The following is a 14,559-nucleotide window of genomic DNA, read 5'->3' on the forward strand; positions in this document are numbered from 1 at the left end:
AGAACCAACGCGCCGTGTGTCTGGTATCGGTGCGCCAGCGGGCCCGGGAGCGGGAAGGGGAACGGAAACGGCGGCGGGCGCGCCGCGCGTCAGGCCGCCGCGCACGCGTCGAGCAGCCAGCGCCGGAACACGTGGGTCGCGTCCGGTTCGGGCCGCTGCGGCGGACGTACCAGAAAGTAGCCGCGCGGTGTGACGACGGGCGCGTCGACCAGCTTCACGAGCTGGCCGGCCGCGACGAGTTCGTCGACGAGCGGCGCCCAGCCGAGCGCGACGCCTTCGCCGAGCAGCGCCGCATGGATCACGAGCGCGTAGCTGTTGAAGGTCACGCCGCGGGCGGCGGCCGGCGGTTCGAGCCCGTGCGCGTCGAACCAGCCCGACCACGACAGCCAGCGCTCGGGGCGCGTCGGCTGTACGTGCAGCAGCGGCAGCGCGAGCAGGTGGTCGGCCCGCGTGACGCCCGGGTGCGCGTCGCGGAATGCCGGGGAGCAGACGGGCGTGACGGATTCCGGAAACAGCCGCGCGGCCGTGCACGACGGCCAGTGGCCGTCGCCGAACAGGATCGCGATGTCGCCGTGGTCGCGCTGCGCGTCGTAATCCTGCGACGTGACGACACGCACGTCGACGTCCGGCATCACGCGCTTCAGCCCGGACAGGCGCGGCATCAGCCAGTAGGTCGCGAAACCGAAATCGGTGACGATCGTGAGCGCGCCGTGCTCGCGGCGCGCGCGCAGCGTCGCGGTCGCGCCGCGCAGCGTGTCGAGGCTCAGCCGCACGGCTTCGTACAGGCACTGGCCGTCGGCCGTCAGCGTGACACCGCGCGGGCTGCGTTCGAACAGCGGCACGCCGAGCTCGGCTTCGAGCTGGAACACCTGCTGGCTCACGGCCGGCTGCGTCGAGCCGAGCTCGCGCGCGGCGGCCGTGAAGCTCGCGAGCCGGGCGGCCGATTCGAACGCGCGCAGCGCCTGCATCGACGGTAACGGTTCGGATTTCGACATAAGTCTCTCTAATGGCCCCATAAGGGCCGGACGCCTACCCGCGCGAATTCGGGCGGGCGATAGTGCAGCGGACGGTGCGGCGGGACGCCCTTCACGCGCCGCCGCGCAACGCATTCCGCGATTCTAGCCAGCGCGGCCGCGGCGCGCGGCAGTTTCTGCGGACCGCCTCCGTCATGCCGGACGGCCCGCTGCCCGAGCGGCGCGCCGTTCCATTCGAACACCGCTTTCCCCACGATCGCCGATGACGAACCCGACACCCAACATCCTGATCCTGATGGCCGACCAGCTCACGCCGTTCGCGCTGCCGGCGTACGGCAACCGCGTCGCGCGCACGCCGACGCTCGACCGGCTCGCCGCCGAAGGCGTGGTGTTCGACGCCGCGTACTGCGCGAGCCCGCTGTGCGCGCCGTCGCGCTTCTCGCTGCTGACCGGCAAGCTGCCGTCGGGGATCGGCGCCTACGATAACGCCGCCGAATTGCCGGCGCAAACGCTGACGTTCGCGCACTACCTGCGCGCGGGCGGCTACCGGACGATGCTGTCCGGCAAGATGCATTTCTGCGGGCCCGACCAGTTGCACGGCTTCGAGGAACGCCTCACGACCGACATCTATCCGGCCGATTTCGGCTGGGTGCCCGACTGGGACAGCCCGACCGAGCGGCCGAGCTGGTATCACAACATGAGTTCGGTGCTCGACGCGGGCCCGTGCGTGCGCACGAATCAGCTCGACTTCGACGACGAAGTGACGTTCGCCGCGAAGCAGAAGCTGTACGACGTCGCGCGCGAGCGCGCGGCCGGGCACGATGCGCGGCCGTTCTGCATGGTCGTGTCGCTGACCCATCCGCACGACCCGTATGCGATCACGCGCGAATACTGGGATCTGTACCGCGACGAAGACATCGACATGCCGGCCGTGCGGCTCGATGCGGCCGAAAGCGATCCGCATTCGCAGCGGCTGCGCTTCGTCTGCGAGAACGACCGCACGCCGCCGACCGACGCGCAGATCCGCGCCGCCCGCCGTGCGTATTACGGCGCGACGTCCTACGTCGACACGCAGTTCGGCAGCGTGCTGGCCGCGCTCGAGCAATGCGGGTTCGCCGACGACACGATCGTGATCGTCACGTCCGACCATGGCGACATGCTCGGCGAGCGCGGGCTCTGGTACAAGATGACGTTCTTCGAAGGCGGCTGCCGCGTGCCGCTGATCGTGCATGCGCCGGGCCGCTTCGGCGCGGCGCGCGTGCGCGGGCCCGTGTCGCACGTCGACCTGTTGCCGACGCTCGTCGATCTGGCCGGCGTGGCACCGGCCGGTGGCTGGCCGGACCCGGTCGACGGCGCGAGTCTCGTGCCGCACCTGCGCGGCACGCCCGCGCACGATGTCGCGCTCGGCGAATACCTCGCGGAAGGCGCGCTCGCGCCGGTCGTGATGATCCGCCGCGGCGACTGGAAATACGTGCATTGCCCGGCCGATCCCGAGCAGCTTTACAACCTGCCGGACGACCCGCGCGAGCTGACGAACCTGGCCGGGCAGCCGGAAGCCGCCGACGTGCTCGCCGCGTTCCGCGCGGAGGCCGCGCAGCGCTGGAACCTGCCCGAGCTGGACCGGCAGGTGCGCGCGAGCCAGCGGCGCCGGCGCTTCCATTACGCGGCGACGACGCAGGGCCGCATCCACGCGTGGGACTGGCAGCCGTTCACCGACGCGAGCCAGCGCTACATGCGCAATCACATCGAACTCGATACGCTCGAAGCGATGGCGCGTTTTCCGCGCGTCGGGCGTTGAACGGACCGCATCGCGATCATTGAAGAACGACGGAGGAAGCGAACCATGAAACGGCAACGCAATGCAGCAATCCGAAGGATCGGCGCGGCGCTCGCCGCCGCCGCATGCGTGATGGCGGCGCAACCTGCGCATGCGGCCGATCCGCAGACGTGCGGCGCCGTGAAGATGGCGGCGCCCGGCTGGACCGACATCGACGCGACCAACGCGATGGCGGGCGTCGTGCTGAAGGCGCTCGGCTACCGGCAGGACGTGGCGAACCTGTCGGTGCCGATCACGTACCAGGGGTTGAAGAAAGGACAGGTCGACGTGTTCCTCGGCAACTGGATGCCCGCGCAGGCGCCGCTCGTGAAGCCGTTCGTCGACGAGAAGTCGATCGACGTGCTGCACGCGAACCTGAGCGGCGCGAAGTTCACGCTCGCGGTGCCCGACTACGTGGCCGCGGCCGGCGTGCATACGTTCGCCGATCTCGCGCGCTACGCGGACCGCTTCGGCGGCAAGATCTACGGGATCGAACCCGGCGCGCCCGCGAACCAGAACATCAAGCGGATGCTGTCCGATCACGTGCTCGGGTCCGCGAACTGGTCGCTCGTCGAATCGAGCGAGACGGGCATGCTCACGCAGGTCGAGCGCGCGGTGCGCGACAAGCGCTGGATCGTGTTTCTCGCGTGGGAGCCGCATCTGATGAACACGAAGTTTCATCTGACGTATCTGTCGGGCGGGGATGCGTATTTCGGCCCGAACTACGGCGGCGCGACGGTCAACACGGTCACGCGTGCCGGATTCGCGGGCCAGTGCACGAACCTCGCGCGGCTGTTCCGGCAGATGACGTTCTCCGTCGACGTCGAGAACCGGATGATCGCCGACATGCTCGACCACAAGACGTCGCCCGCGCTCGCGGCGCAGCATGCGCTGAAGGCCGATCCCGCGCTGGTCGCCGGCTGGCTCGACGGCGTGACGACGGCGGCCGGCGCACCGGGCCTGCCGGCCGTGCGCGCGGCCCTCGACGGCCGCTGATTCCCGCCCTCCGGGCGGCCGGTTTCGACCGTGCCGCCTGTCTACGTGTTTTCCCGATCCGTCGCATCGCGACCATTTAGTGTCGCCTTCAGACGGGTGACCGGAAATATGGGTTTGTATTTTTCGCCAATGGCTGCGTTATTGCGGAAAACGAAATGCCGAAGCCAGCGGGGCGGTCTGAATTGGAATCCACCGGCGCATCGCGGCGCGCGCCGGGACGAGATTCTATCCATCGAACGGTTCAGGGAGGGTGGTCGACAATGAAGCAAAAGAAAGTTGCCGTAGCCGCCGCGCTTGCATGCGCGGCCTGTATTCCCGCCATCGGGCATGCGCAAAGCAGCGTGACGCTGTACGGGATTCTCGACGCGGGCATCACGTACGTGAACAACACGGGCGGCTCGCACGTGGTCAAGTTCGACGACGGCGTCGCCTACGGAAACCGCTTCGGCCTCAAGGGCACGGAAGACCTGGGCGGCGGCCTGAAGGCCGTGTTTACGCTCGAGAGCGGCTTCCACCTCGGCAACGGGCAACTCGGCTTCGGCGGCGCGGAATTCGGCCGGCAGGCGTATGTCGGCCTGCAGAACGACTGGGGCACGCTGTCGTTCGGCAACCAGCTCGACATCACGAACGAACTCGTGTCGATCTACAACATCTCCGCGTGGGGCAGCGGCTATGCGATTCACCAGGGCGACTTCGACCGCTTCAACGGCGACCGCCTGCCGAACTCGGTGAAGTTCCTGTCGAGCGACCTGAGCGGCTTCAAGTTCGGCGCGATGTACTCGTTCGGCAACGTCGCGGGCAACTTCCATCGCAACAGCGCATGGAGTGCGGGCGCGAGCTTCACGAAGGGCGACTTCTCGATCGGCGCCGCGTACACGCGCCTGAACAACCCGAACGGCATCTACGCGTTCGACCCGTACGCGATGATCGGCACGCACACGTTCCTCGGCCAGCAGACCGTCACCGTCGATCCGGCGACCGGCGCGCGCACCGACCTGTTCGCGAACACCGCGATGGACGTCGACAGCCAGGGCACGTTCGGCATCGGCACGAGCTACACGATCGGCAAGCTGACGCTCGACGCGAACTATTCGTACACGACGATCAAGGGCTTCGGCCAGTCGTCGCACATGCAGGTGTACGAAGGCGGCGGCCTCTATCAGTTCACGCCGGCGCTGAGCTTCATCGCGGGCTACCAGCACACGCGCTTCGAAGGTCACCACTGGAACCAAGGCACGGCGGGCCTGCACTACCTGCTGTCGAAGCGCACCGACGTGTACATCTCCGGCGATTACCTGCGCGCGTCGCAGGGCGTCGATGCGGTGATCGGCTACAGCTTCACGCCGTCGACGACGCAGACGCAGGCCGACGTGCGGATCGGGATGCGGCATTCGTTCTAAGCGGCGTGGTGGGATGGTGTGACGTCTTCAGCGAGGTCTCTCTTTGGCGCGAACCGCGGTTCGCGCTTTTTTTTGTGCGACGGGGGGAGCGGGCACGAGGGCTGGCGAGTCGAGGACACCCCGGAAGGTCAGCGCCTGTTCGCCATCGCGATGGGCTCGACCGACACGGGCGGCCCGCCGCAGTGACACTCGCGGACCGCCTGCATCGGAAGATCCGGTGCAGGCGCCACTATCCGGCGGCCGCGATCGACGCGGCCGCCGGAATCGTCGGCACCCGCGCCCGCATGCGTGAGAACTGACATTCCGATTCGCATGAACGTTCACCCGAGAGCGGATGCGCCGCTTACCACTGGTAGGCTGCGCCAGCACCGTACGTATTGCCGCCCGCACCGTTGATCGCCACCCCTCCCTTGACCTTCAGGTTGTTCGTGATTCGAGCGGTAAAACCCAGGGCCACTGCCTGATATCCCTGGTAGCCGGCCGTACCTATGCCGAACGAGAGCGTCTTCCCGGGGTCGACTTCGGGAATCATCGTCAGTGCGGCGGCACTGGCAATGCCGGAATAGGCCATCCTTGCCACCTGATTCACGTTCGACTGCACGGCGCCCAATTGCGACATGTTGACCGCGTCCGTCGGGTTCATCCCAGGTGCCAGATTCGTGATCCTGCGCTCGTTGTCAGGCGAGCCCACCGACACCGTGTTCGACTCGGTCGCGATTGAGCCCGCGCCGAGCGCGACCGAATTCGCCGCCGTTGCTATCGCTCCGGCGCCGAGCGCAACTGAGTTGTTTCCCGAGGCGAGCGCGTTGGTGCCCGCGGCCGTGGCGGAGCTGTCGACGACCTGTGCTGCCGCACCTGTCGCGACCGGCTCCGGCGACATGCCCTGAATTGCTTGCGCGGCAGAGACTGCCCTTGTGCCGGTCGACAGCGACGTCGAACTGGTAGACAGCGAAGTCGTCCCTGTCGATGGGGTGCTTTGCGCGGTACTGGTACTTGTCGAGGTCGATGTCGACAGCGCGGCAGCAGGGGACGTACTCGAGTTTTGCCCGCCTTTGCCGAACCCCGGGGAATTGATCTGCGTGGACAGGGAGGCCAGCCCCGTCGACAGCGATGTCACCGCGGTATTCAACGTCGTCACCTTGCCGTTTGTCGTACTCAAGCCGGTCGACAAAGACGCAACGCCAGTGAAGAGCTGAACCACGCTGGTCGATGTGGAAGTGCTCAACGTCGACAGGTTGCTGTTGACCGTGCTCAGGCTGTTCAGCCAGGTCGCGATCGAGCCGGCATACGAAGTCGACAACGACGCCAGATTGCTGTTCGTCGTGTTCAGGCTCGTGGAGAGCGAAGTCACCCCGTTTGCCGCCGCGCTGATTCCGGTCGATGCCGATGTCGACAGGCTCGATACGTTGTTGTTGGTCGTGTTCAGACTCGTCGACAGTGAGTTGACCCTGCCGGTCGTCGTGTTCAAGCTCGTGGAAAGCGAGCCGACCGTGCTGTTCGTCGTGTTCAGGCCCGTGGACAACAAGCTGACGTTGCTGTTCGTCGTGTTCAGGTTTGTCGACAGTGAGCTGACGTTGCTGTTGGTCGTGTTCAAGCTGGTCGACAACGATCCCACGTCGGTCGATTCCCGGGTCGACAGCGCCCCGAGGGTGCTGTTCGTGGTGTTCAGGCCCGTCGACAGGGAGGTCACGCCGCTTTGTGCCGTGCTGATGCCAGCTGCTGTCGCGGTCGACAGGCTCGTCACGGTGCTGTTGGTGGTGGTCAGGCTCGTCGACAGGGAGGTCACGCCGCTTTGTGCGGTGCTGATGCCGGCTGCTGTCGCGGTCGACAGGCTCGTCACGGTGCTGTTGGTGGTGGTCAGGCTCGTCGACAGGGAGGTCACGCCGCTTTGTGCGGTGCTGATGCCGGCTGCTGTCGCGGTCGACAGGCTCGTCACGGTGCTGTTGGTCGTGTTCAAGCCCGTCGACAGTGAACTCACGCCGCTTTGTGCCGTGCTGATGCCGGCCGCTGCCGAGGTCGACAGGCTTGCCACGTTGCTGTTCGTAGTGGTCAGCCCCGTCGACAGGGAGGTCACGCCGCTTTGCGCCGTACTGATACCGGCTGCAGCCGAAGTCGACAGGCTCGTCACATTGCTGTTGGTGGTGTTCAGGCCCGTCGACAGGGAGGTCACGCCACTTTGCGCCGTACTGATGCCGGCTGCCGTCGCGGTCGACAGGCTCGTCACATTGCTGTTCGTAGTGGTCAGCCCGGTTGACAGGGAGGTCACACCGCTTTGCGCCGTGCTGATACCGGCTGCCGTCGCGGTCGACAGACTCGTCACGGTGCTGTTGGTGGTGTTCAGGCTCGTCGACAGGGAGGTCACGCCACTTTGCGCCGTGCTGATGCTGGCTGCTGCCGAAGTCGACAGGCTCGTCACGTTGCTGTTGGTGGTGTCCAGGCCCGTCGACAACGAGCTGACGTTGCCGTTGGTCGTATTCAAGCTAGTCGACAGCGATCCGACGTCGGTCGACTCCTGGGTCGACAGTGCACCGAGGGTGCTGTTGGTGGTGTTCAAGCCCGTCGACAGTGAACTCACGCCGCTTTGCGCCGTACTGATGCCGGCTGCCGCAGCGGTTGACAGGCTCGTCACATTGCTATTGGTGGTGTTCAGGCCAGTCGACAACGAGCTGACATTGCCGTTGGTCGTATTCAGGCTGGTCGACAGTGAACCCACGTCGGTCGATTCCTGTGTCGACAGTGCACCGAGGGTGCTGTTGGTCGCGGTCAGGCTCGTCGATAGCGAGCTCACGCCGCTCTGTGCCGTGCTGATACCGGCCGCAGCCGAAGTCGACAGACTCGTCACGTTACTGTTCGTGGTGTTCAGGCCAGTCGACAACGAGCTGACATTAGCGTTGGCCGTATTCAGGCTGGTCGACAGTGAACCCACGTCGGTCGATTCCTGCGTCGACAGCGTACCGACGGCGCTGTTTGTGGCGCTCAGGCCCGTCGACAACGAACTGACGTTGCCGTTGGTCATATTCAAGCTGGTCGACAACGATCCGACGTCGGTCGACTCCTGGGTCGACAGCGCACCGAGGGCACTGTTGGTCGTGGTCAAGCTCGTCGACAGGGAGGTCACGCCGCTTTGCGCCGTGCTGATGCCGGCCGCAGCTGAGGTCGACAGGTTCGCCACGTTGCTGTTCGTGGTGTTCAGGCCTGTCGACAGCGAGCTGACGTTGCCGTTGGTCGTATTCAGGCTGGTCGACAGCGATCCGACGTCGGCCGACTCCTGCGTCGACAGCGCACCGACGGCGTTGTTCGTGGCGTTCAGCCCCGTCGACAATGAACTCACGCCACTTTGTGCCGTGCTGATGCCCACCGCAGTCGAGGTCGACAGGCTCGTCACGTTGCTATTGGTCGTGTTCAGCCCCGTCGATAGAGATGTCACGCCGCTTTGCGCCGTGCTGATACCGGCCGCAGCCGAAGTCGACAGACTCGCCACGTTACTGTTGGTGGTGTTCACACTGGTCGACAACGATCCGACGTCGGTCGATTCCTGGGTCGACAGCGCACCGACGGTGCTGTTCGTTGCGCTCAGCCCCGTCGACAACGAGCTGACATTACCGTTGGTCGTATTCAGGCTGGTCGACAGCGATCCGACGTCGGTCGATTCCTGCGTCGACAGTGCACCGAGGGTGCTGTTGGTGGTGTTCAGGCTAGTCGACAACGAGCTGACATTGCCGTTCGTCGTGTTCAGGCTGGTCGACAATGACCCCACGTCGGTCGATTCCTGGGTCGACAGTGCACCGACGGCGTTGTTCGTGGCGCTCAGGCCCGTCGACAACGAGCTGACATTACCGTTGGTCGTATTCAGACTGGTCGACAGCGAGCCCACGTCGGTCGACTCCTGCGTCGATAGTGCACCGATGGCGTTGTTCGTGGCGCTCAGGCCCGTCGACAACGAGCTGACATTACCGTTGGTCGTGTTCAAGCTGGTCGACAGTGAACCCACGTCGGTCGATTCCTGCGTCGACAGTGCACCGAGGGTGCTGTTGGTCGCGGTCAGGCTCGTCGACAGGGAGGTCACACCGCTTTGCGCCGTGCTGATACCGACCGCGGTCGAAGTCGACAGGCTCGTCACATTACCGTTGGTCGTATTCAAGCTGGTCGACAAGGAGCCCACATCAGTCGATTCCTGCGTCGACAGTGCACCGAGGGTGCTGTTGGTCGCGTTCAAGCCCGTCGACAGCGAGCTCACGCCGCTTTGCGCCGTGCTGATGCCGACTGCAACCGAAGTCGACAGGCTTGTCACGTTGCTGTTGGTGGTGTTCAGGCTGGTCGACAATGACCCGACGTCGGTCGATTCCTGTGTCGATAGCGCACCGACGGCGTTGTTCGTGGCGTTCAGCCCCGTCGACAGCGAACTGACATTACCGTTGGTCGTATTCAGGCTGGTCGACAATGACCCGACGTCGGTCGATTCCTGCGTCGACAACGCACCGAGGGTGCTGTTGGTCGTGGTCAGACTCGTCGACAGGGAGGTCACACCGCTTTGCGCCGTACTGATACCGGCCGCTGCCGAAGTCGACAGACTCGCCACGTTACTGTTGGTGGTGTTCACGCTGGTCGACAACGATCCCACGTCAGTCGACTCCTGAGTCGACAGCGCACCGACGGCGTTGTTCGTGGCATTCAGCCCCGTCGACAACGAACTGACATTACCGTTGGTCGTATTCAGGGTGGTCGACAGTGAACCCACGTCGGTCGATTCCTGCGTCGACAGCGCACCGAGGGCGCTGTTCGTTGCGTTCAGCCCCGTCGACAATGAACTCACGCCACTTTGTGCCGTGCTGATACCGACCGCAGCCGAAGTCGACAGGCTCGTCACGTTGCTGTTCGTGGTGTTCAGGCCTGTCGACAACGAGCTGACGTTGCCGTTGGTCGTATTCAAGCTGGTCGACAACGATCCGACGTCGGTCGATTCCTGGGTCGACAGTGCACCGACGGCGTTGTTCGTTGCGTTCAGCCCTGTCGACAGCGAGCTGACATTGCCGTTGGTCGTGTTCAGGCTGGTCGACAATGACCCCACATCGGTCGATTCCTGCGTCGACAGCGCACCGACTGCGCTGTTCGTTGCGTTCAGCCCCGTCGACAATGAACTCACGCCACTTTGTGCCGTGCTGATACCGACCGCAGCCGAGGTCGACAGGCTCGTCACGTTGCTGTTGGTGGTGTTCAGGCCCGTCGACAGCGAGCTGACATTGCCGTTGGTCGTGTTCAGGCTGGTCGACAATGACCCCACGTCGGTCGATTCCTGGGTCGTTAGCGCACCGACGGCGCTGTTCGTTGCGTTCAGGCCCGTCGACAATGAACTCACGCCACTTTGCGCCGTGCTGATACCGGCCGCAGCCGAAGTCGACAGGCTCGTCACGTTGCTGTTGGTGGTGTTCAGGCCTGTCGACAACGAGCTGACGTTGCCGTTGGTCGTATTCAGGCTGGTCGACAACGAGCCCACATCGGTCGATTCCTGCGTCGACAGCGCACCGACGGCGCTGTTCGTTGCGTTCAGGCCCGTCGACAATGAACTCACGCCACTTTGCGCCGTGCTGATACCGGCCGCAGCCGAAGTCGACAGGCTCGTCACGTTGCTGTTGGTGGTGTTCAGGCCTGTCGACAACGAGCTGACGTTGCCGTTGGTCGTATTCAGGCTGGTCGACAACGAGCCCACATCGGTCGATTCCTGCGTCGACAGCGCACCGACTGCGTTGTTCGTTGCGTTCAGGCCCGTCGACAATGAACTCACGCCACTTTGCGCCGTGCTGATACCGGCCGCAGCCGAGGTCGACAGGCTCGTCACGTTGCTGTTCGTGGTGTTCAGGCCCGTCGACAGCGAGCTGACATTGCCGTTGGTCGTGTTCAGGCTGGTCGACAATGACCCCACGTCGGTCGATTCCTGGGTCGATAGCGCACCGACGGCGCTGTTCGTTGCGTTCAGGCCTGTCGACAACGAGCTGACGTTGCCGTTGGTCGTATTCAGGCTGGTCGACAACGAGCCCACGTCGGTCGATTCCTGCGTCGACAGCGCACCGACGGCGTTGTTCGTGGCGTTCAGGCCCGTCGACAACGAGCTGACATTGCCATTGGTCGTGTTCAGGCTGGTCGACAACGATCCGACGTCGGTCGACTCCTGGGTCGCCAGCGCACCGACGGCGCTGTTCGTTGCGTTCAGCCCCGTCGACAGCGAGCTCACGCCGCTTTGTGCCGTGCTGATGCCGGCCGCGGTCGAAGTCGACAGGCTCGTCACGTTGCTGTTCGTGGTGCTCAGCCCCGTCGACAGTGAGTTCACGCCACTTTGCGCCGTACTGATCCCCGTCGAGGTCGAAGTCGACAGGCTCGTCACTTTGCCGTTCGTGGTGCTTAACCCCGTCGACAGCGAGTTCACGCCGCTCTGCGCCGTGCTGATGCCTGCCGCAGCCGAGGTCGACAGGCTCGTCACGTTGCTGTTCGTGGTGCTCAGCCCCGTCGACAGCGAGCTCACGCCGCTCTGCGCCGTGCTGATGCCTGCCGCAGCCGAGGTCGACAGGCTCGCCACGTTACTGTTCGCCGTACTCAAGCCCGTCGACAGCGAGTTCACACCGCTTTGCGCCGTGCTGATGCCGGTCGAAGCCGACGTCGACAAGCTGAAAAGCTGGGAGCCGTTAACCGCATCCGTTGACGTCGATGTCACGGTCCCGGCCGTAACATTGATGATCTTGCGCGTTGCCAGCGTACCGCTGCCAGCGCCCACGCTCACCACGTTACTCTGCCCCCCGTCGGTGCTACCGTAGCCCAAAGCAACGCTGTTTGACCCAGTGGCCGTCACACTGCCGCCGATTGCCGCCGAGTTTTGCCCCGCGCCGGTCGCACCGTAGCCGATCGCGACGGTGTTGGACGCACTGACTCCAACACCTGCATTCACGCCCAACGCCACGTTTCCGTTTCCGGTTAAGTTCTGCCCGGCGGCCTCTCCAATGGTCGTGTTGTAGTCCCCCGTGAGACCGTTCCCCGAATTGGCCCCGACTGCCGTGTTGTAACCGGCGCTGACTCCGCTACTGCCTTGTCCGCTGTGATATCCGTAGAACGTGCTGAAGCTCCCGCCTGCCCCGGCGTTGTTGCTCACACCACTTCCACAAATGTTGCTGTTGCCGGTGCCGCCGTTTTGGCAGGTGCCGTCCGCCCATCCCACCTGCGACAAAGACATGCACGCACCAGCCACCAACGCCGCAGCCGCCACCGAACGCACCCGCCGCACCGCCCGGGTTCGCCCGCCTGACTTCCCCTGTCCGGCTACGCACTCCGCGACAGCAATCATCTGATTCAGCCTGCGGCTGAAAATGCACTTGTAGATCTTGTTCATGTTTGTCCCCAGTTTTCATCAGCGCCAGTTCGCGCAGAGCGCTTGCAGACAGGTTCCCCAGTCCGCGCGCGCTTCTTGCCTGTATGTCAAGACATCGGGATACCAGGCGGTGTCCCCGAACCACCGCCAATCGGCATGCTTTTGCAAAAGCACATGTGTCTTCAGTCCAAGCGCACCCGCAAGATTGGCGCTCGACGTACACACCGACACGATTTCATCCAGGCACTGCATTGCCGCTGCAGTCCGGCTGAAGTCGGTCAAGAAATGAGAAAGATCGGTAACAGGCAAATCGGGCACACCGGCGAGAGCCGCGCGATGTTCAGCGGGCATCAGCGAATAGAAGTGCACACCGCCAACGTCTTTCAGATAGGCGTTCAGCAGCGCCGACGGCACACTGCGCGCAAGCCGGTTCGACGCGGTCGAGACGGGATTGGCCGACCACACGATGCCGATATGCCGGCAGCCATCGCCCGAGCGCGACTGCGCGATCAACTGCCGCGCAATGCGTTGATCCTCCGGCGCGGGCTTCAGATAAGCGATCGGCTCAGGTTTGTCCAACCACAAAGGCAAATCGCCGATCGAGATTTGCCAGATTCGTGAGGACTGTTGAGCAAGCACGCGAAGATCCGGCTCTTGCGTGACCATTCCCCCCAATACCGATGCCGACGGAAAACTCTCGCGGAACAGCCGTACGAGCGCGGGCCGGCACACTACCACCACGCGCATGCTGGCCGACCGTGCCCGCTTCAGCAGCCGCGGCAGAAACGAGGCAAACAGGATCTCGTCACCGGTACCCTGTTCGCCGGAAACGATCAACGTCGAGCCCGATTCGAACTGGCCGCTCCAGGTGGAATACGGAAAGCTCATGCCCTTGAGGCTGATTTCCTTTCCCGCCTCGAAACGCCTCGCATAATGTGGCCAGGCGTCCCTGAACCGCCCCCTGCCAAGCAGAAAATGCGCGTATTCCCAATGCGTGACCGGATCGTCGTCTTCGGCGATTTGCGTCTCGAACAAAGCCCGGGCACGCTCATCCAGTCCCAGATAAGCGCAGCACACGGCCATTCGGTGTGCCGCCTTGTTGCGCAATCTGCCCTCGAGCTGAGCCAGCCGGTCGAAGCATTCGAGCGCCTTGTCGAAATGCTCGCGGAGCCGCAGAAGCTCGCCGTAATTCCATAACGCATTGGCGCAATCCGGATCTCGTTCCAGGCAGGCGCGATACTCATCCATCGCGCGTTCCTGCTGCCCGGATTCGTGCAAGGCAACGGCCAGGTTGTAGCGAATCTGCGGATCGTGAGGCGCGAGCGCGGCGGCCCGCGCGAACGCATCGAGCGCCTCGCGTTGTTGGCCGCCTCGGCTCAATGCCACGCCCAGGAGCAGACGCAGGAAGCCGCAGCCCTGATCGACGGAGATGGCCTGCCTCGCGCACGCGGCACTTTGCTCGAAGTGCCCGTCATTCAAAAGTTGCAACGCTCGCTGCGACAGCGCCGCGGTGCTCGTCGGCCAGCCGGGCTCGACCTCCGTCGTCGCATCAGAAGGAAGCGGCAATGCGCCGGTGATGCATGCCAGTCTTGAAGGTGGCGAATGCAAGTCTTTTCTGCATTTCATATGTGCCCCCGCACACGTCGTGTATCGAGTTGTCATCGCGCTCGTGAGCGCGGCTCAATCAACGTGTATGGAGGCGTGATACGAGAAGGCAGCCGCATGGCAGCCGTAGCGTACTTGGACATGATTTCCCCGACCTGCGTTTTGGTTGTTCGTTGCCTGCACTGGGCTCTACGGCCGTGCGGCTTGGATGTGTGCGAAACACGTGAGCAAGGAGTGGACCAGCACGCTGCGGCTCAATGACCAAGAGGCCTGGCGACCGATAAGCGATGCGAGGCAACGTTCGGCCCCCAGCGTTGTTTCAGCTCTGAAACGCCAGAAGGACGCGCCGATTCGCCAAGTCCCGCGCGCAGCAAGGAAACACCCGTACGACGAGACTTTGCGTCGACGGCAGGC

The 14,559-nt window shown here is 64.4% G+C and carries 9 protein-coding genes and 1 pseudogene; 6 read left to right on the forward strand and 4 right to left on the reverse strand.

What is annotated here, in order from left to right:
* Window positions 1-89 precede the first annotated feature (89 nt).
* Window positions 90-995, reverse strand: a complete 906-nt coding sequence (locus tag HWX14_RS09050) for a LysR family transcriptional regulator (protein WP_175882421.1) — start codon at window positions 993-995, stop codon at window positions 90-92.
* A 241-nt stretch (window positions 996-1,236) separates the two neighbouring features.
* Between HWX14_RS09050 and betC the strand changes: the two genes are divergently transcribed.
* The 3 genes from betC to HWX14_RS09065 all read left to right on the forward strand — a co-directional run bounded on the left by betC (window position 1,237) and on the right by HWX14_RS09065 (window position 5,186).
* A complete protein-coding gene (betC, locus tag HWX14_RS09055) occupies window positions 1,237-2,772 on the forward strand; it encodes a choline-sulfatase (protein ID WP_175882422.1) in 1,536 nt (511 codons plus the stop codon).
* Window positions 2,773-2,817: 45 nt separating this feature from the next.
* Window positions 2,818-3,786, forward strand: coding sequence for a choline ABC transporter substrate-binding protein (gene choX / locus HWX14_RS09060; RefSeq protein ID WP_175882423.1), 969 nt, complete (start codon window positions 2,818-2,820; stop codon window positions 3,784-3,786).
* A 260-nt stretch (window positions 3,787-4,046) separates the two neighbouring features.
* The gene (locus HWX14_RS09065) at window positions 4,047-5,186 is read left to right on the forward strand and encodes a porin (protein ID WP_174385323.1); all 1,140 of its coding nucleotides are present in this window, start codon (window positions 4,047-4,049) and stop codon (window positions 5,184-5,186) included.
* A gap of 343 nt (window positions 5,187-5,529) precedes the next feature.
* On the opposite strand, the gene HWX14_RS36370 is transcribed toward HWX14_RS09065, so the two are convergent.
* Window positions 5,530-6,066: a YadA C-terminal domain-containing protein gene (locus tag HWX14_RS36370; RefSeq protein WP_244130241.1), complete on the reverse strand. Its 537-nt coding sequence runs from the start codon at window positions 6,064-6,066 to the stop codon at window positions 5,530-5,532.
* A 34-nt stretch (window positions 6,067-6,100) separates the two neighbouring features.
* Between HWX14_RS36370 and HWX14_RS36375 the strand changes: the two genes are divergently transcribed.
* Genes HWX14_RS36375 through HWX14_RS36385 form a run of 3 tightly spaced genes read left to right on the forward strand, consistent with a single transcriptional unit; the run spans window position 6,101 to window position 11,992 of the window.
* Window positions 6,101-6,382, forward strand: a complete 282-nt coding sequence (locus HWX14_RS36375; protein ID WP_244130253.1) for a hypothetical protein — start codon at window positions 6,101-6,103, stop codon at window positions 6,380-6,382.
* A 21-nt stretch (window positions 6,383-6,403) separates the two neighbouring features.
* Window positions 6,404-9,823, forward strand: a complete 3,420-nt coding sequence (locus HWX14_RS36380) for a hypothetical protein (protein ID WP_244130254.1) — start codon at window positions 6,404-6,406, stop codon at window positions 9,821-9,823.
* Window positions 9,824-9,850: 27 nt separating this feature from the next.
* Complete coding sequence (locus HWX14_RS36385; protein ID WP_244130255.1) at window positions 9,851-11,992, forward strand: hypothetical protein; 2,142 nt, start codon at window positions 9,851-9,853, stop codon at window positions 11,990-11,992.
* Between the two features lie 437 nt (window positions 11,993-12,429).
* On the opposite strand, the pseudogene HWX14_RS36720 reads toward HWX14_RS36385, so the two are convergent.
* Both HWX14_RS36720 and HWX14_RS09075 read right to left on the reverse strand, forming a co-directional pair.
* A pseudogene (locus HWX14_RS36720) lies at window positions 12,430-12,561 on the reverse strand (ESPR domain-containing protein); the annotation flags it as partial.
* An 18-nt stretch (window positions 12,562-12,579) separates the two neighbouring features.
* Window positions 12,580-14,148, reverse strand: coding sequence for a tetratricopeptide repeat protein (locus tag HWX14_RS09075; protein ID WP_175882425.1), 1,569 nt, complete (start codon window positions 14,146-14,148; stop codon window positions 12,580-12,582).
* Window positions 14,149-14,559 lie beyond the last annotated feature (411 nt).

Source organism: Burkholderia sp. BCC0044 (assembly GCF_902832955.1).
Taxonomy (GTDB): domain Bacteria; phylum Pseudomonadota; class Gammaproteobacteria; order Burkholderiales; family Burkholderiaceae; genus Burkholderia.

What these genes read in the sequence shown, in the direction of transcription:
- choX (WP_175882423.1), top strand. Translation starts at nt 2,818, where the DNA reads ATGAAACGGCAACGCAATGCAGCAATCCGAAGGATCGGCGCGGCGCTC.
- HWX14_RS09065 (WP_174385323.1), top strand. Translation starts at nt 4,047, where the DNA reads ATGAAGCAAAAGAAAGTTGCCGTAGCCGCCGCGCTTGCATGCGCGGCC.
- HWX14_RS09050 (WP_175882421.1), bottom strand. Translation starts at nt 995, where the DNA reads ATGTCGAAATCCGAACCGTTACCGTCGATGCAGGCGCTGCGCGCGTTC.
- HWX14_RS36370 (WP_244130241.1), bottom strand. Translation starts at nt 6,066, where the DNA reads ATGTCGCCGGAGCCGGTCGCGACAGGTGCGGCAGCACAGGTCGTCGAC.
- betC (WP_175882422.1), top strand. Translation starts at nt 1,237, where the DNA reads ATGACGAACCCGACACCCAACATCCTGATCCTGATGGCCGACCAGCTC.